Raw genomic sequence first — 26,930 nt, 5'->3', positions numbered from 1 at the left:
TCCAGAATGATAAACACCTCCGATGTTGAGGAATCTCAATATATAGTCTAATAGACTTATTCAATAATTCGGATAAATATCCCTTTTTTCGACACTTATTTTCCACTATTGTACATCATTGAAAAAGCAATAATCTGTCAGCGAGTGTATGTTCGCATAAAAAATCCTCCTGATGGGGAGGATGAGGGAGGTAGATATAATACTGCAAATACATTAATAGCATCTAACTCACATAAAAATTAGTATAACTATACCCTTCTCTTGTCTTCTTAACCTCTAAGATCGCCGGTATCGCTTGCTTCAGCTCCTGGACATGTGAAATCACACCAATCATTCGGCCGGACTGTTGCAAGTCAATCAGAGTATCAATGGCCTTGTTCAGGGACTCTTCGTCCAGCGAACCAAAACCCTCGTCGATAAACATGGTTTCTAGTGAAACACCGCCATCATAGGCTTGAATAACATCTGCCATTCCTAGCGCTAGACACAGCGAAGCATTAAATTTCTCTCCGCCGGATAATGTCTTCACATCCCTCAGCTGAGCGGTGTAATTGTCATACACATCAAATCCTAGACCACTTTGCTTGCCGCGTTTCTCCATACGGTCACTGCGGATAAGGTAGTATTGTCCTCCCGACATCTTCTGTAAGCGATGGTTTGCATTGTATATAATCTTGTCCAAAAACTCAATTTGCAGATAGCGCTCAAAAGAGATCTTTCTACTATTCTCTCCTCGCACAACATCATACAAATCTTTCACGAGTTGGTGTTCACGTTCTGCATTCTGACAGCTACGCTCGGCCATAAGAATATTCGTCTTAAATTCCGTACCTTTATCAAAGTTATTCTCAGCTTGTAAATACTCTCCACGCACGATATCAATAGATTGCTCCAGCTCTTTAAGGCTCTGCAGCAGTACGGCAAGATCTTGACGTTCTTTCCCTTCCAATATTAAAGTTAATTCCTCAATTTGCTTGGTTACCGATGCCAAGGAGGCCTTGTGCATTTCAATTTGTTTCCTCAGCTCAGCTTGAGCTTCATCGCTCATCTTCGCTGCTTTATAGCTTTCTTCTGAAGCGAACCCGGCCTGTTCTAACGCTCCGAGGTAACTTTGAAGAGCTTTTTCCTTGTTGGCAATTGCTTCTCTCTTCATATTCTCAGCATTGACTCGGCTTGCAGATGCCTTGATGTTCCGTTCATTCGCCTCCTGGTATTGACTCTGTGCTTGCTTCCATGCGCCCTCCAGTTGCCTTTTGTTAACCTCTGTAATCTTGATATGCTGCTCTAGTTTCTCGAGACTACGCACATCTTCTGGCAAGTTAGATAACGATTGATCATATAGCGCTTTCTCAGTTACATGTTCCGTATTTTTGTTATTGAACAAATTTTGAGTATGTTCCTTGTGTTTGCGTAACTCCTCCAATTTGCTATCCAATGTATCTAATGCTTGCTTAAGTGGAACCAAAATAGAATTAAATTCCTTCAGTTGCTTTTCCTCTTCAGCCAGCACTTTTACCTCTATTAGCAGATCGGCGTAAATAGCCTGAATCTCTTCTAAAGGATACCCCTGTTCCAGCAACTGTTGCTGCTTCTCTTGAATCTGCTGTTCAGTAGTTGTGAGTTTCGCTTTTACCTCGAGGTATTTTTTTTCAAATGAAGATTTCTCCATACGCATCCGTTCAAGCTCATCTTTGGTAGGAATGTCGCCGGTGGCTGCCGCTTTTTGGGGATGATCAAGACTTCCGCAGACCGGACATAACTCACCGTCATGAAGATGGCTTGCGAGTAATCCTGCTTGTCCTTCAATCCAGCGTTCCTCAATTGCAAAATACGCCTGATCTGCTTGTTCAAATGACTCTTTATTCCCTTTTTCCTCTGTTTGTTCCTTTGTAAGTTTTTCTAAAAGGCCCAGATATTCTTGCATAGTTACAGCCTGCTGTCTTAAAAGGTTAAGCTTCTCTGTCTTTGCCGGCAAATGAAGAACCTTTTCTTCAAATTCCTTAACTTGTGCTGCCTTAGACGATCGTTCGTTTTGCTTGATCTCCAGCTCATCAATTGCATTATTCAACTGCTTAGACAAGGCCTCCACTTCTATCGCAAGCTTCGTGTCTCGTTGCTGTCTCTGATCAATCTCTTTTACTACTGGCAAATATCCTTGAAGCCGATCCAGTTCACGTAAAGATTGATTCCGTAATTCTTCCTTTCCCTCTTCCTGCTTATAGAGAGCAGTAGCCGTATTGAGAGCAGTTTCAGCCTGAAGACATTCTGCAAGCGCAGCTTCGAGTAACTGGCTTTTACGGCTTAGTTCATCCGTCATTTCAATATTATGCCGTTCATAGACCTGAAGATGAACCGCTTGCTCTGCGAGTGAAAGCTGCACCGTTTGCTGCATGATAACATCCTCTTGCGCGACTAGCTGTTGTTTTGCCTCAGATTTCTGATCCAAAAGATCAAATTGCCCATTCACGGTTTGAGCTTGATGATAGACTGCCGTATGTTCTTGGAACTTGGTCATTTCAGCTTGCAGCAGCAGCTTCTTTTCTTTCAGTTGTACAGTATAATATTCGATCTCTTTATCTAATGCTTCAAGTACTTGAAAAGTATTGTGGTTCTCCTGCTCAAATACCTTGTACAGGTCAGAGTCTTCACGTCCGCCAAGAGAACCCTTCACATTGCCGATATGATATTCCAACATTTTTGCCTGCTCCGAGCAGATTTGCTGCATCTCCTTACGTTGTTCATTTAAATGGTCGGTGACCTGTTTATATAATCCGGTTTTGAAAATCCGGCGCAAGATCTCCTCCTTATTCTCAGTCTCTGAGGTGAGCAGCTTGCGGAATTCACCCTGTGGCAGCATAACGATCTGGCTAAACTGCTCCTTGGTGAGTCCTATGAGTCCGCGAATCTTCTCATCCACCTGCGATACAATAAAGCGATCGACAATCGGGACAGCCTGTCCACTGTTGATTTCGTATAATTCATAGCTATCGCCTGTCGCACCTTTGTTTCCGGACTTCACATGGGCCAACTGCCGAAATACACGATATATCCGACCTTTTAGTTCAAATTCCAAATCAACAGAAGTGTGTGTCTGATCATCGGCAAAATGACTGCGGAGCATCTTGTTATCATTTCTATCTTCACCACTTGCATCTCCATACAGAGCAAAACAGATTGCATCAAAAATAGAAGTTTTCCCTGCACCCGTATTTCCAGATACCACAAACAAGCGGTGCTCTTTAAGCTCGGAGAAATCAATAACCTCTGTATCTTTATACGGCCCGAACGCCGTCATTGTCAGCTTCAACGGTCTCATAACGCTCACCTTCTTTCTCCAGGATTTCCTGCAGCGTTTCGATAAACAACTTCTCTGTTTCTGACGATAGTTCTGTTCCTTTTACGTCTTGATAAAAAGCTTTGAACAGCGACAGTCCATCCATCTTTGCTCGTCCATCAACCGCCTGTGACTCCCTAATCAACCCTGAGATAGTCATCTTCCGTTCAACATGCATTGCATTTGGATAGACCGAGCGTACCCGTTCCATTGGCGATGACACCAATACTTCATCCAGCAAGCGAACGAACACAAAATCTTCATTGATTGCATGCCGCTCAATATCTGCGATCAGGCCTTCGACTGTCCGCATGTCGCGTCGCGGTGTCAGCAATCTTTTCTCAATCGTTGTGTTTCCGTGTTCATCCAGATGAACAATCAAATATCCCTTGTTATGAGTTTCTTCCGAAATGGAATACTTCAGAGGCGAGCCGGCATATCGTACCGTTTCGTTGCCTACATAATGAGCTTGGTGCAAGTGACCTAATGCTGTGTAGTGGAATCCGTTAAAATATTCGGAGCTCACATGCTCAGCCCCACCAATTGACAGCGGCCGTTCAGAGTCACTTGTATTATCCTGAGCTACACCCCCAGGCGTTACAAAAGCATGTCCAACAAAAATATGGCGTGCGCTCGGATCCATCGTTCTTTTAATATTGTCCGTGATCTTCTGCATGGCATCATTATGAGTTCTAATACTCTCATCACCAAGTAAAAAACGTACTTTCCCCGGCTCTGCATAAGGAATGAGATGGAAGTGAACTTCACCATTCTCATCACTTAAGACCACGGACTCCATAGGATTGGTAAGTTCTCCTGCGATATGTAGCCCCGATGCTTTCATAATGCTGCTGCCGAAATCAAGCCGACTCGGACTATCGTGATTACCCGCGACCGCCAGCACAGGGATTTTCAACTGTAATATGATAGTTTCCAGTACCTTATCAAGCAGTTGTACTGCCTCCGTCGGCGGAACCGCACGATCGTATAGATCCCCTGCGATAATGATGACATCGGGCTGCTCTGTTTCAATATCCATGATAAACTGTTCAAGGATATATTGCTGGTCCTCCGTCATATAGATGCCTTGTACCAGCTTGCCGAGATGCCAGTCTGCCGTGTGGAAAATTTTCATCGTTTCTCGTCCTTTCGGATAGTCTTATACCAAACTTAGCCGTGACTAGTTTCCTTGTTATAATGTAACTCTATTATTAGCAAAAGTTCGCTGACAAAGGGTTGTCAGCGAACTTTTGTTCTTATGGTGTATTTATTTGTGAAAATTATGCTGATAGTTGTTTAGTTCCCATGTGCTCCTTTAATCTTATAGCATAATAAGGAAATATATGATCAAATTCTTTATACATATTTCTTTGGTGTCATGCATTGGTATGAAGGTTCTTTGGGTGGAGGGCCCCACCCTAAAGAACCCAGAGCAAAAGTTACTCTTCTTGCATGGGCGAAACGGGATATCGTGCTTCAAACATCGCGTTCAGTTTCTTTTTGACTTCAGCATCACCAAAGTCGCGAGTGACTCGTTCGGCAAAACGCTCGTTGTAGTCTGTGAAGTCGAGGTAGACAATTTTCTCTACAGCGTCCATATTGGTGAGGCTATTCATCGGCTTCAGTCGCTTCCGGATTTCCTTGTTCATTCCCAATTTGAGTGAAACGAAGTGGAGCATTTACTTGCTATTATAGGCAGTACCGCGCCCGTTTCGTTTCAGTTTTTTGAAAATTCCAGTGTCCCACCTCCTGAGCACAGAACGTGCGGATACGGATCTTATCACCAAGGCTCACTAAGTTTATTTACAATGTCCCGACGAGATAAAACAGAAGCACATCGTTCCCATAAATGTGCCGCAGGATCTAAGGTTCCACGATACTTTACTGAAAAAGCATCCTGAGCCTTTTTTCTTTCGTGCAAGTATTCGTTCATTCGTTCCTTAAGCTCTTCTTCGTTCTCAATCCATTCATCATAGATGGTGTCAGGAAGGCTGCCAAATATGTCGTAGGTGTCGCGCAGCCGTTCAGATAAAACATTATAGACCTTCTCATCCTGTGTTTCACTGTAAACAAGATTGAGCATGTCAACGAACTTACGAGCCTGTCCGAACCTCTTGATTCTACCCAGTCGCTGTTCCAGTCGAGATGGATTCCACGGAAGATCGATGTTAATCAAGGTACCTAATGTTTGAAGGTTCAAACCCTCACATGCCGCATCGGTTGCTATTACCAACCGAATTTCGCGGGTTCTAACAGCAGCCTTAATGACTTCACGTTCAACATTGTTAAATTGCTCGCCCCGAAAAAGTCCACTCTTCCCTACCCCTGCATATACGGCCACAACTTCACCTTTGAAAGATTTGGCAAGTTCTTTGGCAATCCATTCCGCCGTATCGTAGTACTGGCTGAAAATAATACATCCATGTTCAAGCCATGTCTTCCCGTCTGTCCTGAATTCAGTTAAGAACCACTTCACGGTATTGAGTTTAGAATCTACTGCTTCAGCACGTGATAGCTGTGTTTCTATTGCTTTGAGACAGGCAACTTCTGCAGGCGTCATTTCAGAAAGAATATGTTCTACCTCTTCAGTATGGTCCTCATCTTCATTCGAAATAGAATGCTTAAGCATTTTCTGTGCAGTTTTCAACCCAGATGCAAAGCTCGAACAAATACGCTGTAGCATCAGGGATTTCATGAAGCCGCCAGCTTTGGTTCTGGATTGAAGAAGCTTGCAAAACTCTTCGGCTTTTTCATATGCTACCTGAAAGGGTGTGTTTGTTGGAATCCCCAAGCCGACAAAGCGAGACTGATATTGTGCCAGGTTTCGGGTTATCGGATGCGTATTAACGCCGACTTTTTCTAACAGGCCATCGTCTTCAAGCTGTTTTCGCTTTCTTAAAACGGTGTGACGCAATACAGGGTTATTTTCTTTGAAAAATCTGGGGTCCAAACATTCAGAAAGCCAAATGTTCTGAATCATGTAGTCCAGGTCTTCAAACCGGTGAGCGCTAAAGAAAGAATGGGTATCTATTGATAAATGGTCTCGAATCTGCTGGACTATATGATGTTCATTAGATGGAGGCAGTGGATTGCTCAACCACTGCCAAGCCTCTCTCTCGGAAGCGACCAGACTTTTCCCAGTTACTAACGGGATCGCTTGTTCATGGTCTCGCCAAGGGGATAATGAATCACCAAGAACAAACTCTGCTCCACTATTTAATATCCCCAAAAGATCCCATAACTCCCGCACGTCTGTCTGGATAGGGGTTGCAGTACCGAGAATCAAATGCCGAGTACGCTTTCCAATTTGATGCATGAAAGCAAGAAGATTATTCGGTTCAGCTGCTTTATCGCCCAGCCCACCTCTTGCCCGTGCTTTGTGTGCTTCATCCAGAATGACTGTCCCGAATCGATTCTTAAGGAGCATTCCTGCTTCTTTGACGAACTCAGACCTCTCCCGCTGGTGCATGATTAATCCAGTCGATATGATAGCAATTTTATAAGGACACTTTTTTATTGAAGATGCATCTCCGCGGGGAGATAAAATTTGCCCTTCAGCACCAAGCCACACCTTTTTTTGAGAAGACCAGACAGCCGCGGGAACCCCCAGCTTATCCATCATCTCAATTTGCCATTGAATTGTTAACGTGGACGGAGCAAGAATGAGAACGGGACCATCTTCAAGAAGAGCACTCACCAGAGCACTAGTAGCCATGGAGAGCGTTTTACCAACCCCGACCTCGTCAGCTAAAAGTAAGCGGGCTTTACCGTAAGTCTCTCGATGCTCCAAAAACATGGTTACAAAGGAGCGCTGCCAGGGCTGCAATTGTTCTCCGCCCCGATATATCGGAGCTTCAGCCATTGCAGCAGCCGGGACCTCAGACGGCTTCAATACTTCTACCGTGACCTCCCGACGATTAGCCACACGATTGATTTCTGCAAGTATGGCTTCCGGCAGAGGAACACCGTCGTTCCACAAGGCCCCGAACTCCCTCTCTACCCAATCAGCGCTTTCCTCATCGTCATCCTGCCATACCAGTTCATAGTTATGGGCAAAGGCACTTTTCGACTCATTAACAGAACCAATGAAAGACTTGCGACTACCATCAGGATAATGTATAGATCCTGCTTTTCCATGAAGGAACAGGCGCTCTCGCGGCACAACCCTTATTTCCACATTTCCAGACTGCAATAGCTTATCTAGGATTTGATAGCGCTCCTTTTTTAGGAGCGCTTCCGCTTCAACATCTATTTCGTTCCAATGCTCTTTAAGGGCCGTACTCCGCCTTGTTGCCATCTGAAAATCAGCCAGGTCCAGTTCAGAATTACAAATAATCTTTACTTCAGGAATTTTAGAGATTTCCTCGCCAACCAGCTCAAAGATTGAACTCCTAAAATAGCCCGCAATTCGGAAGTACTTAGATGCGCCTCTAAGAGTTTCGGCCAAAAAATCTGTATCCAACCGTTCCGTTCGTGATGAAAACCGCTTTAACGTCATATCTTATAACCTCTGGTTTCTTATTGCCTCCGAAAGTATGCGTGCACAGCTCGCCTCAACATCGGGTTTGAAGGTTTTTGTGCCTTTCAGACCTTCACGTTTTTCCGCCAAATAATCTGCCATTTTGGAGAGTAAGGTCTTGTTGGGTAAATAATTAGGACAATTGTCCATCAGGTGCAAGAGCACGTCTTCTACTTCCACCTCTTTGTAGAGTTCATAGAGAGCGTAAAGTAAAGCCCGCAATGGCGTCTTCCCAAATTCAGTGTCTTCAGACATCATCGCGCCTTTGAACTGAGCCGAGAGTTTCAAACGTGCGGAATTGGCTTTGGATCCGTCACTCATCAACTGATCAAAGTGATGGACTTTAAAGGCCTTGGCAAAGTTCTGGTAATTATCCAGAGTATTGGCACCCTGATGCTCCATTTCCACCATCTTAAGATAAAACCGCTCTACGGCTTGCAGCTTCTGCCATTCCCCTTTTTCAAAGCCCAACGGGACAAGGAATTGGACGGCTGTCTGAACTGCAAATTCGATCAATTCATCCACAAAGGTCTTTTTACCTTTTTGACGAGGCGCTTCTGCCTCGGTGACCATGTCCTTACCGTCAATAAGGGAGTAAGCTGTTAGAACTTTCAAAGCGGCTGCATATCCAGCCATCTGTAAGTCAGCATCATTGTAGAGTCCTTCTGATCCTTGAGCTCTAATAGATCTATCTAATCCAACAAGGGATTCAACTTGTTCTCTAACGGCATCCTCTATTTCCCAACCGAGGTCGTCCCGAAATGTTTCGAGATTTTCTTTTCGCTTTCGTAGGACAAGCATGATTGTGCCAGTTACATAGGCACCATCACGTAAGGTTGAATCCGTTTCTGTGACCACATACCAAGCGGCGGTTACCTGCAGACCACTCGCCCATACAATATTCGCCATATCAGCCCAAATAGTACCGCTTTGGTGGGTAAACATTAAAATTTGAATTCCATTATCCGGCATGTATTGAGCCATTTTCCTATATGCTGCCACCATCCCTTGGCGGAAACTTTCGTCCTCGCCTTTGATTGCGATTGAACGTCGACTATCCCAAGTCCAGTGGGCAAACTCCTGAGGAGGATTCTTACGAAGCCATGCGATAAAGAATTCGGTGATTTCTTCATATTTCACCGCATCTCCATAGGGCGGATCAGTGATATAGAGATCATTAACACTATCAATATTCTGGGCAGGCTGAGAGTTGATGCTTATACTTATTTCATCTGGAACCCTGTAAGACTTATATGCTGGCGATAAAAGGCTATCTAAAAAGGAGAAACCACGGCAACCGTAATTATAGAGGGTGTTTAAGGCCTGATTGTCAAATACACTTGCGGTTTGACCTACACCACTTCTGGAATTCCATCGACTAAGTCTCGAATTATTATTTAAGACTTGTGTAAAAGCAAATTTGAAATTAGCTGAAGTATGTTTGTTGATTAATCCATTAACCAACAGCTGTCTTGGATTAAACAAATGGTGCCAATGGGTCCAGCCTCTCTCACGAATTGGCTGATCAGTATTATATCCCTTTTCAATTACCATATCGGGGATGTAGCCCTTTTCTTGCCACTCTTTCAGATGTTCGGCAACATAATTAACAACCTTTTGCTCTCTTACCAAATCTTCACCAGTGACCGAACGAAATTCCTGCCTAGCGCTTCGAGAGTTATTTTTCGAGTTAGTCCATAGAATAGCATACAGTCGTTCCCCGAAAACATCATCTTCTCTAGGAATAATGTCATTTTTCTCCCAAAGCCTTAAATTATTTGTGCCGTCTCTATTATCTCCTCGAATTGTTGGAATTTTGATTCGGTACTCTTTACCATCCACAATGTGATATACATATGAATCTTGCCTTGGACCATCTGAACGAATACTTCCTGTGCTTATATATTCTGAATCCAATTCATCAACATACTCAATGGCAATATCATACCGCTTATTAGTTGGGTCGGGTATTAATCGAGCAATAACAGAATGCCCTAAACTTACGAGGTTAGGTAAAAGAGGGACTAGCCAACCTGTTTCAGGACACTTGACCTCTACACAGTATAAAAATGCTTTGGCATACCACCCGTTTCCGTCATTCTCAACACCTAACGCATCCAAATCACAACGGACTTTTTCCAATACTGTTAACTGCTCTTGACGAAAGTCACGATTTGTATCTATAGATCGTCCTCCAACAATGTTCAGAGCCCCCCAAGTCAACATACATGCTAAAGGGTTTAAATCCGAAGCATAAACATCACAACCAAGACGGGCAGCTTCAAAAGGGATTTGACCACTACCACTAAAAACATCTGCAACTCTCGGGCGTCGCCCAAAGCGTGCTATCCCGATTTGTTCTATTAATTCTGGAAAGGAGGTAGCCGAAGTGCCAAGGTAGTTGTTCACTTTTGTCCAAACATGGGTGAAAAGTGAATCCCCTATCTCTTCAGGTCTTTTTGCGTTCTTCACCTGTTCATTGTACGGTAAAACTAAATATTCACCGACAGTACTTTGTTTTGAAGTTGGCAGAGCTGCTACAATACGTTTTTGCATGGATCTAGAATCCATCCCCATCAATAGTTCAAAGATTTCTAGATCTTTAAGACGATCTTCTGTGGCAGGAAGTAGTGACCCCAAAATACACGCTTTATTCAGTACAAGAGGTTTTCTGCCCTTCCAATAACTGCCGAGCGGAGTTAGTGTTTTACTTTGACGAGCTTCCTGTTCCTTAAAACTTTCAGCAGATATTTTCTGAACTGGAAACAGATGTTCAATCAGTGACGGTCTGTCTTTCCATTCAAATGGTGCTAGTGCCATTAGATATCTCCCTTTTCTATGAAATCAAAAAGAGTCAGGGGCTCCTGTTCTTCTGGTTTCTGTTTTTTCTTTGGCTTCTTTTTGGGTTCAAGCTTAATATTCGAACCGTCAGACAATGCGCAGTAGAGTGCTTTGCGCCAGCCGTGCCCTGATTGATTTTCATGCCCTGCCTCTGAGGCAGTTTTGCTGTAAAGCCACCAGCGTTCCTCGGGACGCAATGCTAGCCACTTTTGGCATATGACAAGGCACTCATCAGGCGAGGCATGCTCCGCCGCCCAGCCAAGGACGCACAACTCCCTTCCCAGAAAGCGGTCCAGCTTAACTTTCCCGATTGTCCAATTTCCAGTACTTTGCTTTTTGTTCTTTAAGCGTGCATTAAAGTCTCGCCTGGCTTCATCCCGAATTTTGTTCCAGAGTTCTCGAGCAAGAATCAGTCTGCATTCAACTGTTTCGCGGCGAGCTTCATCGCCATCGAAGCCAAAGTCCTCATAAATACAGATAGCATCACGTGGAGCCGCGGGAATGTCCACATAGAAATGGTGCATTCCAAATTCTGTTGGTGCTCCAAAATCAGTAGTGCCGCTCATTTTTGTTCTACCTCTCCGTTGCCTATCTCAATACCTAGCTGCTTGGCAAATTGCTCTAAATCGTAACCAGTTGGCGTGTAGGCTTTTTTAAATGTCATAATAACAGGTGCGTCAGGGCTAAGGAGGGTTTGAAGATGTGCCAGCTCCTTTTCAATAAACCCTGCACTGATCTTCATTTCACCAAGGGATAAATGGATGACCTTAGGTGCAGAACCCACCATTAGTGTCACCTGTTCAAATTCAATGCTTTTCTCCTTGGCCATCTTCAATCCCTCATATGTTTTTGAGGAACTATCCAAGCGTTTTGGTGATGGGCTAGACCAAATCGCAGGAGCCTCTTTCATAATGGGAACTTCCTTGGAGCCGGATTTGTAAAAGGTAAAGGTACGCTTTTCCTCAAGGCTTTCACACTCTGCAAAGACATAAACTGTCGTTTCTTCATTTCCCAATTGGATGGGCCCTGAATATTCCGTTCCGTTTCGAGCTTCTGACCCATCTAGGGTGTACTTAATTAAACCTCTTGGTGCAACAAACAGCTCTACTGTTCGAGAAGCTTCATTAAACCGATTGCGCAGTGTCAAGCGATTCTTCCATGTTGTAGGAGCACCAGTTAGGTTCTTCCCAGTGGGGTCGACGGCTAGAAACTGTACGCGCAGTGCTTTGGTTGCGAGTGAGTTGTCACTTAGTACGGGACTACTTTCGGAAACTTCGCTATCCTCAGCAAAATGGATTCGAGGACTATTGCCTGCATTCACCACATCGACCTTCAAACGCACCGTACCGGAGTCATCCGGTGAAGTATCTTCACTAATAATGACCTCTGTCATTTTGGGTTTCGGCTTTTTCGTAATATAGCCATTGCCTAGGTCTTCCCATACACCGCGCTGGCAAGCTTCAATAGCTAACTGGTCAAACCCACGACTTGGAAGCCACGGCATTTGAGTCTTCTGCTTCATTCTGTCGAGTAAGTCAGTCTTACGTGCCTCATCCTGAGAACCGAAAAGCAAAGACTCGGCTCTGGCACGAAGGGCATCAAAGTTTTCGCTGATCTGGGTATATAACTTAATGGGGTCGGAAGTCAGCGTTTTTACAACCTGCCGTTCCCCATTGTAGGGTTCGTTGGATGGATACGTACTATCAAGAACTTTAGGTCGAAGTACGTCTTCCCCCCGATTATTTCCTGGGAAGATAAGTTTATCGAACACAGAAAGAACAGTGGTTTGGAAATCCTGTTCATATTGAGCTTTCTTCTCATCTAGTTCTTTTCGCTGCGGATGTGAATCAGGAATTTCCTTATCCGCTTTTGTTACTGCATAGACATGGCGAGCTGCCTTATCAATACTGGCAATAGATGACTTATCCCCAGTCAAAACTAACACGTTATTTTTGTTAACCAAATCGTTGAAAAAGTTTGCAACAATACCTGGAGGGGTCTTTCCATCAGGACTAATAATCAAGAGTGCCCGTCCTGTCTTTAGAACAGCAGCTGCTTCGTCCATTTCAGGCAAAGGCAATACTTTTTCATAAGCTTCTCTAGTTTCTGGCTTATACATTTCTTCAAGACGATGGCGGATCAATTCATCCACCTTGTTCTGCGGAGCTTTATCTGCATAGCCTTGCAGCTTTTTTGTTAAGTTCTCCTGGTGACTGAAATAGTTACGGCCTTCCTGGGTCTGGTGTAAATACCATGCTGACTTTTGAAGCTCATTGAATACGGTTAGGAACCCACTTCCTTGATGATTGGGATCAATTAAGCATTCAAGCATCTCACTTTGAGTAAGACCCTTTACAGAATTGACAGCGGTTGAAAGACTTGCTGTTAGCAACAAAGTTCCAACCTGTTTTGCATAATGATTACCGCTGTTAATGTCGATGATTTGCGCATGAGCGCTGTCTGTGGAATCCCAGAGGTCTCTTGCAATCACATCACGCATTTCTGAGATATCAGCAAGCTTCTCGCGGACATCATGAATGGAAAGATCAAAATGCTGAGCACCAATCAGATACACGTCATAGCTGCTTTCCCAAACCGATTTTAAAAGACGTGAAACCAACTCCATCAAACCACGCGTTTGTTTAAACTTTTCATTTTCCTTAAACAGGGCAACAATACTCTTGAAGCTTGGATGAAATGGGTAGGTTGACTCAATATCGTTGGCTAATGCTTCAGCACTTCTTTCAACTGTTTTGGCCTTTGCTGCTTCTGCCAACCTTGACGCATAAACGGAGGCAATCTCTGCTATCTCGCTTTCTTCCGGCAACGAGAGAAAGAGCCGTTTGCGAAGAATTTGATAGATTTCATTAGATTCTAAGTTAACCGGAGTAATCGAAACCTCCGCACGTCCCAACTCCTGTGTAGCATCATCAAGAGCACGTTGGATCAACTTTCCGCCAGTATCATAGGCGGCCTCCAGGTCAGATACGACAATACAAACATTTTTCTTTTTCTGAGCTGCTGTCAGCATGTTAGAAAATGCTCTGGTAATCACGTCTGCGATCGTTCCATGCCCCAATACTTGAGTGCTGTAATAATGGAAATATGGCGGCATTTCATCCAAAAGTATAAGAATAGGCTCTTCACCTTCGAACAGTTTTATCCATGACTGCTCATCAGGAGCCTTTGCACCGGATTCCCAATATTCCCTGAAAAGACCCTCTTTACCTAACTGACGGGCAATTTCTCCCCAGAAATATGTATGAGGATTGTTACGTCCATTAAAAGCGGCGATCTTTGCCGCATCAAAATCGGACTGATATGGAATCGAGCCTATTTTTGTCTCCCGAAGCGCCGAATCCTTTGCAAGTAGTCCAAATCCAACCATCAAGTGTGTCTTACCACCACCCATGGCTTGTTTAAGATGGAACACAGTATCGTTTGACTTTCCAGCAAGACGTGCCATACCTTTGGATAGAAGAATTTTCATTCCGTCTGTTATGAATGTTTTCTTGAAATAATCCTGCCCATTTGTGTCATGAATGATCTGATCCAGTTGCTCGATCTGATCACCAACATTTATTTCAAGGGCCTTGGGTTGTAATTGGCATGCTGATTTGATTGTTCTCATTTATAAGTTCCTTCCTTTTCTCTTTAACCTAGCATGGACGCCGGGATTATTATCGTTTTGGCGTGGTATTGCATAGCGTTACTCTTATGTTTGCTAGATTTTTCTCGCAACCGCTCAATGGCGGTCCCTTTTCTGCTCATCTCCATGGTCAATTATTACAGCCCCATCTGGTCATCCGTAAAGACAGAACCCTATTTGGAGAATTCCAAGTTGATTGTAATGATAAATCTTCGACTTTAATAGCTATCCGTAATCACTCGAAAAAACAGGTGGCCCCTTACTCTAAAATTCAAAAGCGCCCAGTAAGGACCGTGCCTGTTCATCTCTACGCCATAAATATCTGCGCTCTAAATAACAGTAAAGTCGAGTCTAATCCATATATAATTAAAAGATTCAATATCTTTTGAAGCGGAGACATCACCTGCATAAGCCAAAAGCTCTCATAGTTCATCTATTATTAAAGTGCTAGCAAAATGTGCTCCACTTTGAGTTAAATCTATCTCAAAACGAGTGAATGTTTGTTATTCTCGTTGTTATTTCAACAAAATCTCACCCTCTATAAATTAGCCTTTATTTTTAATACTTATAAACTTTATAATCTAAGATCTCACTATAAGAAATGGCTCATTAAAGTTAGATTAAAATTACTAGGTGTTGCTATAGTATCTTATTTATATCCTTAATTCGACGCAAATTATAATATAACCTTTCCGTGAGCTATTTGGTAATACTGCTTATGAAAATAATTCTTGAATCATTCTAAATTACATTTCATTTCAACTCCACAAAAACTTCAACTCCATAAGCTTCTAAGACAGGCTCTGTATTACGAAGAGGTGAATTACAAATTGGAGTTACTATATGTAATTCATATCTACAAGTGGGGATATTTCATTATTAAGACTATAGTCCATTAATTTTCGTACGGATTCGCCCGAAGCTCCATTCCGGGATTTATTTGGCTTAACATGTATTGATGTTCTTCGAATATATCCGATAGTTTGGATAAGAGCCTCTTATCCATCTCTACAGGAGTAACCTCACCCTCTTCATACAAACAAGCTGGAATAGCTCCTTCTAATATAGGTATCGCTGAGGAAGCCCTAATATAGCCTTTATGTTTCCACATTTCCTCAACAATAGGATCAACATCTCTACCAGTAATTTTATGATAGAAAGGAGTTACGAATAGTACATAACCATCAGTTGGTTGATTGTTATCTCCAATGAGCCACTTCATACAGTTCCAAACAACAAAGGGCCCTTTCTTTATTTTTTTGGATCTTTGTTTGGATAATTCGTTAACCGCAGAAAAATAAATGTTTCTGATTTGCTCATTTATTGTATCTTCTTGGGAGTCTTTCAAATGTGATAAATCAAACAAATAGGCCCAACCATGAGATTTGAGCATTTCTTCAGATAATTGAACTGTTGACATTTCTGTCTCCCCCATCCCATTCTCATTGTTACAAACAAGCTATATACTTATCCAGTCATGTTATGCCCTTCATGGTCTGAACATCTATAAACAAATCATACATGTAAGGTTGCAAAATATTTGGATAATCCAGCCCGAGCATCTTCTTCATTCGTCTAATAGCAATCTGCCATTCTGCAACCGAAGATGGTCCTTTTACACTCTGATCTCCTATAAAATATACATTAATCAGGAAAGCCTTAATCCCGTTTAACTCACGAAGATAATACAAATGTGCTACTCGATTTGCATACTGATAGTAGGTTTTTGTCCAATCAAACTGTACACCTATCCCTAAACCATCTTTCACCTCGTCTAGGGTTTGCCTAATTAACGCCAAAGATTGTTCTCCCGCTTTGGTCCCTGGGGACTTCAGCTCCTTTAAGTTAGCCTTTGCCTCCACCAGAATAACTTCTTCGGCTTCCGTTACGCCAAGACCATCCCACTGTGGTCCCCTAGAAGGCCAAAAGGTGCCCAGAGGCACAGTGAGTTTATCTGAAACACCAACTCTTTCTAGAAACCCCACATCTCTGTATTCCGCCATTGAATTACTGCGTATTGGTGATACCCACTTTAGTTTCCCTCTTAAGGATAGCTGCGTAGTCACCAAATCAACTGACTCTGTCCCATGATCATTCACCCAGACTTGAATTGCCCGGAGACTACCTCGACCATTTTCAAGTTGGGGATACCCTTTATGTTCACTCATATTGATGGACACTTCTCTCGGTTCCAGATTTTGCTGCATACATATTTAGTTAACTAAGAATGAACCGTAGCACTACTCTAGAACAACATACTCACCCCCATGCAAAAAATAAAGCCCCATCTCTTTCACCGTCATCCCAAACGCCCTCTCCAACTCTTCCCGATAAGCCCCCACCTGCGGCCGATAAAATTCCACAAATGCTGCCTGCTGCCTTTCTTCATACACATCCGTTTTAAAATCAATAATCACCCAGCCGTCCTCCTCTTCAAAGAGGAAGTCAATAACGCCTTTCAAATACAGGGCCTTTGCTGTTGAACCTGCTGTCGAAGCTTCGCTCTCCAGATCCAGTTCTAGATCCGTCCTCACCGTACGTAGCGGAAGCTCATGAATCCACCGCTTCGCCACCAGCGCACGTCGCCACAGCGGATGATTCACCACTTCCTCCAGCATCGCATGCACGTCCGGGATCAATGCTTCATTCATACCCTCTTCTTCGGCAATCATCCTGATGTGCAGCTCCATCTGCTCGGATTCAGCGCCACTCCCAAGCAGCTCAATGCAGCGATGAACCACGCTGCCGAATGCCATACCTCTTCCCGCAAGCGGCCTAGGGGGCTGGACAGCTCTGGTCTTGACTAGTTTCGTTACCGATGCTGTCTGGTACGTCGGCTGTGCCAGCCGGCTTCGCCACTGACGGCCATTATTTTCATCTGCCGTTTCATCATGTACCCCTTCGTAACGTGAAGGCACCTCAGTCATAACCTCAAGATCATCCAGCTCTCTATCTTCCTGAATCCCAGTATCGAAGCTGCTCCAGGGATCGATGGCTGGACGGTCCGGATATCGGCTAATGATCATAAGCTGCTTTGCGCGAGTAGCGGCGACATACAGCAGCCGCTCCTTTTCAGCATTCATGTACAATCGCTCTCGTTCGGCGAGTCCCTCCCACCCTGGTGGATGGGCGATCACATCCTCTTGATATCCTCTTCGCCGCGTGATACTGAAGTATCCGCGAGAGGAATCCCCCATCCGGTCCACATGCTCTGTGGCATCGTGGTCAGACTCCCCGCAGGGACAAGCTAAAAGTACCACTGGTGCCTCAAGCCCTTTGGCCTTATGAAGGTTCATGATGCGAACAGCATCCTGCTCACCTGCGAACAGATCTCCGCACTCTAGCTTCGCTTCTTTTACGACCCGCATTAGATACAAGCTCAGTTCCGGCCAATTTGCTGCAACTAGGCTGTCCTTGTGCAGCAGATGCAGCAGCTTGATCAATGTTCCGGCACGCGCCCGGCCGGTCTGACGAACTGCTGCGAGAGGAATCATCCCTAGATCCTCTATTATATATAACAGTGCCGATATTGCCGGCAACCTCCTAATCATAGCCGTGTATTCAGCGAGTCGTACCAGCGCTTCATATACTGGATAAGCTATTTCCCCGACCTCTGCCTGATTCGGTAAAGTAGTATAGTTAATCGGGAACCCCTCCATCTTATAATGGAAGAGTGCATTATCACTAACACAAAATAACATACCCTTCAGCACAGCTAACAGGGATACCAGATCTCCGGGGTCGTTAAGACAACTTGCAAGCACAGCAAGCGCATCTATTTCTTCGTATATCGCCGAACTCCCAGCCGTAACAGAGGGAACTCCGTATTGATCCAGCTTTGCAGCGTAGATGTGTAAGAAATCTTTTCGTTTCAGGAGTACCAGGAAATCACTCGGTGATGCGTCCCTTACAAGGAAACCACCGTCACTTCCCGGCTGCTTCTCCTGAATCTTCAATTGACCACTGCAAGCCCATGCAATATAACGAGCGGCCCGATCTGCATCTGCTTCGGCAATCGCTGCCTGACCTCCAGCCATTTTCGCATGAGTCATCGTGTAGACTCCATGCTGTATACCATTCTCCGGATTAGCTGTTCGTGTATCCATATGTACAAAAGCCGCCTGATGTTCAGACTCAGTCTCTGGAAACCGGGTATTAAATTCATCATTAGTGAATTGACCAAGATGGTGAATAGACCGAAAATTAGCACTTAGCTGAAGGACCTCACCACAGGTACTGATCTTGTTCTTGACCCAATTATAGGTAGAAATATCCGCGCGGCGAAACCGATAGATCGACTGTTTAGGATCTCCAACAATAAATAAGGATCCCGGTTTAGGTGTAATCCGTCTCCAATTCGCTTCTCCTGGGTCATCACCTGTCAGCAGAAACATGAGCTCTGCCTGAATGGGATCCGTGTCCTGAAATTCATCTATGAACAGACGTGTATAACGAGCAGCAAAAAAACGCCGTACATGCTCATGCTCACGGAGTAACGCTGTTGCCCGCATCAGTAGATCCTGAAAGTCTAGAACGCCTAGTTCGTTTCGCTTGTGTGAGCCATAATCAACAGCTGGTCTGACAAAATCAATCAACTGCGGATATAGATGCTCCCGCCAAGCACAAAGAAAGGGAAACAAGACACGGCTTTGCCACTCCTGGAACATACCTTTATATTCCTTGGCCATAGCAGTATCTGTCCACCTCTTCAAGGTAGCATCGATTTTCCGATCGAACATCAGTGCGAGCTGCAGCATTCGCATATCATCATCAAGCCCATGTAAATCCAACATTCTCTTGCCATCACGAACCAGTGTCTGCAGCGTATCCCAGCCTTGCTCTGGTTTCTGTGTTGGAATATAACGACCTGCTTCTTCTATCATCTTGGGCAGAGAACATCGAATAAGGTCAAAGTTAGGTCTTGGAGAGTCAACCGTCTCAATATGTACGTCTGTGTAGTCACATACCCGTTTGTACACCTGATGCAGATCCTCCACATTCACTTGCAGGGACGCAAGGCCCGCCATAATATTTTCCTGACCGTTCTCGATCAAACTCACTAGATACTCATCCCAGCATTGATCCCGCAGCAAGTTCGCTTCATCTTCTTCAATTTCACGGAACATAGGATCCAGTCTCGCCTCAATCGGTCTCTCCCTAAGCAGTCTGCCACAAAAAGAATGAATCGTGCCAATGTAGCACCGATCGATCTCCTTTAAAGCCTGCTGCAGCAGTGCCTGCTCTGGCTCTATCGCCTTACGGATCTGCCGCTCCAGCTCCAGTCTGAACCGGCTCTTCAGTTCATCCGCTGCTTTCCGCGTGAAAGTAATGGCTGCAATCTGCTCGGCCCCGGCGCTCCCTGACTTAATCAATGCAATCATCCGGCCAACGAGTGATGTCGTCTTCCCTGATCCTGCCCCTGCTTCCACCATCAATGTCCGGTCTAGTACCTCTAGAATTCGCTCTCTGGCCGTCTGATCATCAACCAAAACGCTCTACCTCCTTGATATGGTGAAGCAGTGGAGTATTTAGGGCTAAGTCCCATTTTTCCTTTGTACGTTCTGATTCATTCCTGCATACCGCCCCGTAATCGCAATAGGAGCATCGTTTCGACTCTGTCGTTGCAGCAAACGTTCCTGACTCCATTGATGCTAATAGATGTTCCACCAGCTCCGAAAGCTCCGCAGTCTTATTTTGAACCCGGGATACCTCGTTTCCCTTGCCTCGTTCCGTTGGAAAATAATAGGCCGACTCTACAACACGTGCCTCCGTATCAATACCGCTATCCTTAAGCCACTGTTCAACCGCAACAGCATACAACGCATGCTGCAGCTGCGTACCCTGTGAGAAATACTCGTTCTCGTCATACTTCGCCGGGCTGCCAGTCTTGTAATCATAAATTTTGTACTTGTGTGGTCTGATCTCATCTACCCTGTCCACAAATCCCTTCATTCTGATCACAATACCATTGTCCAGTCTAACACTCATGGGTTGTCCGTCTAGGGTCAATTCGAGCTCAAAAAAACGTGGCCGTCCCTCGGATTTCCGCTCCATTTGATAAAAAATGGCGACATCACGCCGCACCGAATCACATTCTTTATGAAAGATATGTGGAGTTGGCGGCGGCACCATCGCTTCATACTCACGGATGACCTGCTCTGTGATTTCCTGAAGTCTGTATTCATCATGTTTAAGCCTATCCTCATTTATTGAACCTGCAGACATCTCTTTCAGATAGTGGTAAAAGATACTGTGAAGCAAGCTGCCTTTGCTAGCCGCATCCAGCCACCGGGACCGATCGAAATCAGCAGTCTCCTTTGCCCTAAGTTTCAGTACTTGAGAAAAGAAAAACCTCTTGGGACATTCCGCATATCGTTCGAGCTGCGTCACACTAAGATACGTCTCAGGATTGTTTAGATAACTAACCGTAAATGTATCCGTCGAGAGCATTCCCTCATATTCTGATAGGGTTCCCTCGCTAATTCGCATTTCTGCTTGATCCAAATTAGCGGTGAATGGAAAGGATTGGCGTAGTGTGGAAAGTCCATCTTGCAGTTTCCCCTCAGTGTAGAACCGTCCTAGCCAACGATCCGTCCCATCCAACAGATGCTCTTTTATCGGGTCACTCGACATATAGCCAACCGGTTTACCGAGTACCTGTCCTAGTCCTGTCAGATCCATCTGGGAATCGCCCGTTACGATTCTAGCAGCCTGTAATAACACAAAAGCCGGAATGATTTCTTTCTGTTCTGCCGGATCATAACTGGAATAGCTTAGCGTCACTCGTCCTGAAAGCAACCCTAATCGGGTCTCGCGTTCACGAATAATATGCTCTGTCCGCTCAGTAGATAGGAGTAACCCCTCCAAACTCCTGCGTTCCATATCCAGTAATACAGGATCCTGCCGGAGCTGTAATGACCAAGCCTCATTACTCATGCCCAAGATGTACGTCTGATTTCTTCCCGATACGCCGCCATCTTGAAGAGAAGATATATGTAGCTTTCCGCTAGCTGGTCCGCCACCAAAGATACGAATACCCTCTACCATGTCTTTCACATAACGCAGCGCGCTCTCGCTGGACAGCGCACGAGGAGAAACAACCTCCAGCAGCTTCATTTGATCGATCAGTTCAGCGACAACAAGTGAGTCAGCATCACTGGATGGAACGGTGTACTTTTCAAGAAAATCTATCAATGCGTGCAAGATCACCAAAGGAGTCCACGTCACTTGACCCGAATCAGGCAGTTTTTGAAACAGTCCTTTAAAAGCCCGGTCTAACAACCTGATCGCTTCAGTGTGTCTTCCCCTTAACTCAGCATTACCTGCAGCCTCTAACATGGAATAACGTTGTCTTCCCCATCCAATTCCGCTTTGCTCCAAAGCAAGTATGAGATTAGCCTTATCTACGGAGTCTCCAAAATGATGAAATGACATATAATCGTGTCGGAGAGCCTTAAGTAAGCACTCTACATCGTAGTTGCATTCCAGCCATTCGAGATAAGCCAGCGAAGCCTTTCCAACCTTTGTATAAGTGACGGGTAGACCTTTTGAAAATGTACAAGGAATATCGAGAGCTTGGCTGAGCGTATATATCGCTTCACTATAAGCCTCATAATTACAAACAACGATCTCTACTTGATCGAAGGAATGATCCTGATTGCAGATACGTCGGAATGCTTCACGAACCTCAGCTAAAGTTCCTGTGGCATGGTACAACCGAACATCAAAATGATCTCCGTTCTGTGGGGATGATGGGAAAGAACCATCTTGCGGAAGAATGAGAAGTCTATCTCCGGCGATGCGCCTTAGCATTTCTTTCTCCACAAAAGAGAACTTCTCCATGTCTCTATGGATGAAGAGATGGTTATTTGCTGCTTTATTAGCTTCCGGTATGTAATCAAGCAGACCTGCAAAATCAGTAAAGTGATTCTGTTCTAACCAGTCCTCATATAAAGTGAGCAGCTCAGTGATGTAGAGACCTTTTTGCACATGTTCAAAAACAGAAATAGAAAGCTCTGAAGCGCAAATACCCGCCCCTCGGAGTTCCTCAATCGCATGGTGAAAGCTTTGAACGATACCAGGGGTAATCATCTCGGCTGGTATGTACTTATCTTGACGCTCTGCCATATCAACCATAAGATTCTGGACAACCCAGAACGTCTGTTTACTATTTAAAAGACGAAGCCCTCGTTTTACCAGTTCCGGTTTTGTCCGCTTCACAACGAGAGACCTTAACGTTTCTGTTACCACACCTAGAAGAGGTCCGTGTTCCTTTGTTATCCGGGTCAGCCATTGTTCACCCTGATCATAATGATCCACAAGGAGGATCTTTCTACAAAATGGATCGTTATTGCATATTTCATACAAATCCGCAAACCAATTATAGTTCAAGAGACCCACATCCTTCCTACCTTGTATATTTCGAGTTATTATGATCAGTTCCTGCTTATCTTATTTATACATCTCTGTCCATTGCGCCAACTGGCCTTTTAAGGTTTCACGTACAGAAGCAGGCTCTAATATTTCAGCGGCAGGTCCATACTGCAGAATCCACCTTATAAACTCATTTTCGTTATTTACGGTCACCTCAAAAATCATACTGCCGTCTTTAAGATCCTTCATTCGTGGATGAACGAACAATTCTTCCTCCTTAATGTACCTGGCAACCTCAGCATTAAACCGTACTTTAAAAGTAATGTTTTTTTCGCCCTGTTCAATCGACCACGTGTTCTTGAGATACTTTTTGATATTAAATTCACTCTTGTCGAACGTTTGAGTCGTAGGATCCACTTTCAGAAAACGGCTGATTCGAAACGTCCGAATGTCCTGCTTGGTATGGCAGAATCCGATTAAATAGAATCGTTGATCACGTGGGACTAGGTAATAAGGATCAATTTTGCGCTCCGTAGTTTCATTCCGATACTGGGTATGATAAACAGTCTCAATCGTTTTTTGCTCTAGAATAGCCTGAATAATCGGTTGCAGAAAATTGGGGCTTTCTTTACGGTAAGCTGGTGTACCCATCTGAATAATATTAGTGATGTCCTCAATGATACTGTTTTGCTTGGATTTTTCTTTGTGGTGTGTGGACATCACTTTATCGTATGCTGTATGGAATCCGGGAGGGAGTTTGTCTTCATCCACCATTGAGGGTAGAAGAGAGAATACCAGTGCTTCTTGTTCTGAAAAATTAAGTGGATACATAAAGAACTTGCCCATAAACCGGTAGCCAGTTCCTTTGCCTGTATTAGTTATGGGAGCAAAAGTATCCAGCAGCCTTAGATCACGGTAAATCGTCCTTACATCTACATCACACTTAAAGGCTAGATCCGTTGCGGATATACCAGGATTCGCTTGGATCGCATTAATGATATTAAAGATACGTATAATTTTCTCAGGCATGGTTGTTCTCCTCACTATAGTAATGTTTCCTCAATCATCATTAGGTTTCCACACTATAATTTTCTATAAGATCCAATTACTTCCGTCAGATTCTATGTATGGATGGTTTTTTACACAGTATACCAAATCAAGGGCGCTATAAGTTGTCAGGGAACGTATGTTTGTCGATAAAAAACAAAAAACCTGATTCATCCGTGCGATGAACACAGGTAGGAATCAGGTTATATGCGGTTCAACTGATTTCGAATAGGGGTAACCCAATCAGTAAGTTGGAATGTTGATATTTCAATCTGCCATTATTGGATTCAAGAACGATCTGTCCATCTAATGCACTGTTATCTATAACAATTAAGTCATTCAGCAGATCTAAATGAGGAAGCAGATTCTGCATAGAGGATTGATGACGATGTAAAATGTCCTTGGTAGGAATATGATGTCCTCCATTACGAACCCGGCTGGCAACACGCTCAATATTCAAATTCGGATCTCCAAGGCCAATATAAAACATTGTAATTTCAAACTGCTTAAGTTTGGCTTCCTTCATGAGGCGAATCGCGTATCCACCGGACAAGGTCGTTTCAACTGAAAAATCCCGGTGATTGTGTATGCACTCACGAGCTAACCGAATGGCTTCTTTCCCGGCGGATACACGTGCCGTTTCAGGTTGTGTCGGATTGATCCGCCGAGCTAAGGCATCTGGATCAATATTGACACTGACTTCTATTCGATCAATGATCAAATTTCGAATTGTACTTTTACCGCTGCCATTATTACCCGCAAAAACAAACATCGTTGCCTTGGGTTCAGGCATATCCAGGGTTACCTTCCGCTAGAATTTCTTTCATTCCATCAGAATGTTCTTTCACTAATTTGCCCGTCTTGTCTTTGTAGACAACATAAGTTCGTTCCATTTGCCTTCGCGTCCAGCTTTGCACGCTCTCCCGTTAACTTAATGAGCTTCATTAAATCATTGTTAGCTTCCATTCTTGAACACCCCATTTCTTTCCGAATACCATTAATAATCGATATTTGCACTTATACATATGCATAGAAGTGCCTGGAACAATAAGTTGACATCAAGCCCTTATCTATTTTATAGTTTTAATTATAGGCAGTGTCTGGCAGAATTTTCCCCTGAGTCTTCGGGATGCGGAAAGTTCCTCTGCTGAATTCTTAATAGTTCAACTGTTAATGAATATAAGTCTCTGGCCATGCGGCGAAAGGGATCCGAATTTCCACAGTTAACTGTGGTATTTTGGGTCCCTTTTTTGTTTTTTTAAGGCCTTTTTGAAAGAGGTAATGTTTATGGGACTTGTAACACCAAAACGAATCAACTGTATTAAGGGCGATCATTTTCAGCAGAACGTTCAATCTGCAATAAAGACTCTTGCGAAAACAAAGTCAAAGACAAACCAAATGCACAGTCCAATAACTAAACATGTTTCGAAACGTTAACCGGACTATTTCTTTCCTTTATCGTATCAGAAGTCTCAATTATTGCTTTAGCCTTCAAGAGATCGATTGCTGACCAAAGTGATTTTTGATGATTGTCTCCATATTTCACTGTGATTTTGGTGGGTTCCACCTTTGCCATTTTCTCACCTCTGTTTACTAACTTTTTGAAATTTGAACAAGTCCAAAATGAGGAGGTTTACTAATGGATCAAGATTCAAATAACGTGATTAATGAATTGATGAGCAGCAGTTTCTTACAAGAAAACGAATTATGGAAAGGAACAGAATTACTTCTGTGGAATGCTTCTTCTACAGAAGAATTTACAAATGGAATAAAAAATCCTCACGATGAGCATCTTACAACTGACGCCGTTTGGGACGTTAGTAAGAGCAAAGTGAGGAACGTTATGGATACATTGTTTTTATATAACCTGGGTGATTCCCAAGATGTAACTTCTCCAAAAAGGAGCATCTCAGATTGGTTATGGGAAAACAAAATTTTGCCAAACATTCTATTAGATAAAGTCAAAATATTTTTAAAACGATTCCAGACATCTAAAACTCCTATGAAACTTTATGATTTCTATGCCGAAGCAATCGAATTTCAAAAGCAAATCGCCGCATTTATTAAAAAGCCGATTTGGCAGCTTAATGATTTGGACATTACAGAAAGAAATTTTCAGTATTGTTTGAATTACATCCATTCAGACAAAAAGAAATCATTCCATATCCAAATTGCAAAGTTATATTTTCCAAGCCAAAAATTCAATGTAGTCAAAATATCTAAACCAAAACTAACTGATCAAGAATTGCATCCATTCTTAATTAACTTCAACAACCATCTTCAAGCTGAAGAAAATTATTCACCAGAATATATAAGCGAAGTTAATCGGAATGTAATGTTATTTATGAAATGGCTTGCCGATAATTACGCTACTTTCAATGAATTCACTATATATTCGATTCCTGTTTGGCTAATAGAGAGAGATCACATTTTTGAATATCAAAATCACTTGAAACGTTGCCATTTAAAAGGTGTTCTCAGCGAAATTACCGCCAGCAATAAGTTTTACTGTGTAACAACGTTTTTTAAGTTCCTTTACGGCAACAGAATTATCTCAAAAAATATCGGATCAATACGAGGAATTAACGCAGTAAGGTTTTTGCACCGGACCATTCCCAGTAACAATCAACTTTCCGCTTTTTTCAGAACCATCGATTTATACTCGGATGATCCTGAGTATGATACAGCATTTTTCGGATCTCTCCTTCATCTTGGCCTTCGATTCTGCGAAGCCGAGCGTCTTATTTGGGATGATATTAATTTTAAAGCAAGCATAATCAAGATCCGCGGTAAAGGTAAAGAGGAGATACCCGTGCCTTTACATTTGCCGGAAAAATTACATCATTATCTAGAATCGTTGTACAAAATTCGCACACACAATGCATCCGTTTTTAAAGGAGATCTTTCAAAAAGCGCCTTTTATAAAAAAATGTTAGATAAATACAAATGTTTCGCAATGATTTCCGACTGGGCATTCCCTGGAGGGCTTCACTTGTTTAGACATACATTTATCACAAAACTTAGCTTTAAAGACAATGTTCATCCTCAAGTTGTCAAACGATTAGCTCGGCATGACAGACTCGAAACTACATCAAAGTATCTCCATAGACAGGAACAAGAACTCAATGATGCAATGCAAAAAATTGATTCTATATGGAGATGATCTT

The 26,930-nt window shown here is 43.5% G+C and carries 13 protein-coding genes and 2 pseudogenes; 1 reads left to right on the top strand and 14 read right to left on the bottom strand.

The window, feature by feature from the left end; genetic code table 11:
• Window positions 1–223 precede the first annotated feature (223 nt).
• The 14 genes and pseudogenes from PUR_RS07845 to PUR_RS25990 form a co-directional block, all read right to left on the bottom strand.
• Complete coding sequence (locus PUR_RS07845) at window positions 224–3,316, bottom strand: AAA family ATPase (protein WP_179034759.1); 3,093 nt, start codon at window positions 3,314–3,316, stop codon at window positions 224–226.
• Window positions 3,273–4,469, bottom strand: a complete 1,197-nt coding sequence (locus PUR_RS07840; protein ID WP_179034758.1) for an exonuclease SbcCD subunit D — start codon at window positions 4,467–4,469, stop codon at window positions 3,273–3,275. The genes PUR_RS07845 and PUR_RS07840 overlap by 44 nt, the downstream gene beginning before the upstream one ends.
• A gap of 304 nt (window positions 4,470–4,773) precedes the next feature.
• Window positions 4,774–4,983: pseudogene (locus PUR_RS07835) on the bottom strand (IS256 family transposase); the annotation flags it as partial.
• A 131-nt stretch (window positions 4,984–5,114) separates the two neighbouring features.
• A complete protein-coding gene (locus PUR_RS07830) occupies window positions 5,115–7,832 on the bottom strand; it encodes a phospholipase D-like domain-containing anti-phage protein (RefSeq protein ID WP_179034757.1) in 2,718 nt (905 codons plus the stop codon).
• Window positions 7,833–7,835: 3 nt separating this feature from the next.
• Complete coding sequence (locus PUR_RS07825; protein WP_179034756.1) at window positions 7,836–10,673, bottom strand: anti-phage-associated DUF1156 domain-containing protein; 2,838 nt, start codon at window positions 10,671–10,673, stop codon at window positions 7,836–7,838.
• Window positions 10,673–11,260 (bottom strand): anti-phage-associated DUF3780 domain-containing protein, encoded by a 588-nt coding sequence (locus PUR_RS07820; RefSeq protein WP_179034755.1) that lies wholly within the window; start codon window positions 11,258–11,260, stop codon window positions 10,673–10,675. Before PUR_RS07820 ends, PUR_RS07825 begins: the two co-directional genes overlap by 1 nt.
• A complete protein-coding gene (locus tag PUR_RS07815; RefSeq protein ID WP_179034754.1) occupies window positions 11,257–14,325 on the bottom strand; it encodes an anti-phage-associated DUF499 domain-containing protein in 3,069 nt (1,022 codons plus the stop codon). The genes PUR_RS07820 and PUR_RS07815 overlap by 4 nt, the downstream gene beginning before the upstream one ends.
• Before the next feature lie 913 nt (window positions 14,326–15,238).
• Entirely contained in the window at window positions 15,239–15,763 is a 525-nt protein-coding gene (locus PUR_RS07810; RefSeq protein WP_179034753.1) for a hypothetical protein, read from the bottom strand.
• 55 nt (window positions 15,764–15,818) lie between these two features.
• Entirely contained in the window at window positions 15,819–16,511 is a 693-nt protein-coding gene (locus PUR_RS07805; protein WP_179034752.1) for a hypothetical protein, read from the bottom strand.
• Between the two features lie 72 nt (window positions 16,512–16,583).
• Window positions 16,584–19,832: a UvrD-helicase domain-containing protein gene (locus PUR_RS07800; protein ID WP_179034751.1), complete on the bottom strand. Its 3,249-nt coding sequence runs from the start codon at window positions 19,830–19,832 to the stop codon at window positions 16,584–16,586.
• Window positions 19,825–22,734: a PD-(D/E)XK nuclease family protein gene (locus PUR_RS07795; RefSeq protein ID WP_179034750.1), complete on the bottom strand. Its 2,910-nt coding sequence runs from the start codon at window positions 22,732–22,734 to the stop codon at window positions 19,825–19,827. Before PUR_RS07795 ends, PUR_RS07800 begins: the two co-directional genes overlap by 8 nt.
• 60 nt (window positions 22,735–22,794) lie before the next feature.
• Window positions 22,795–23,745, bottom strand: coding sequence for a helix-turn-helix transcriptional regulator (locus tag PUR_RS07790; protein WP_179034749.1), 951 nt, complete (start codon window positions 23,743–23,745; stop codon window positions 22,795–22,797).
• Window positions 23,746–23,977: 232 nt separating this feature from the next.
• A complete protein-coding gene (locus PUR_RS07785; protein ID WP_179034748.1) occupies window positions 23,978–24,556 on the bottom strand; it encodes an ATPase in 579 nt (192 codons plus the stop codon).
• Window positions 24,549–24,729: pseudogene (locus PUR_RS25990) on the bottom strand (hypothetical protein). Before PUR_RS25990 ends, PUR_RS07785 begins: the two are co-directional and overlap by 8 nt.
• 673 nt (window positions 24,730–25,402) lie before the next feature.
• Here PUR_RS25990 and PUR_RS07780 point away from each other — a divergent pair.
• Window positions 25,403–26,926, top strand: a complete 1,524-nt coding sequence (locus PUR_RS07780; protein WP_179034747.1) for a tyrosine-type recombinase/integrase — start codon at window positions 25,403–25,405, stop codon at window positions 26,924–26,926.
• Window positions 26,927–26,930 lie beyond the last annotated feature (4 nt).

This window comes from Paenibacillus sp. URB8-2, from assembly GCF_013393385.1.
Lineage (GTDB): Bacteria > Bacillota > Bacilli > Paenibacillales > Paenibacillaceae > Paenibacillus_AQ.
Note: the sequence above shows the minus strand (reverse complement) of the source record. Positions and strands in the feature narration are given on the sequence as shown.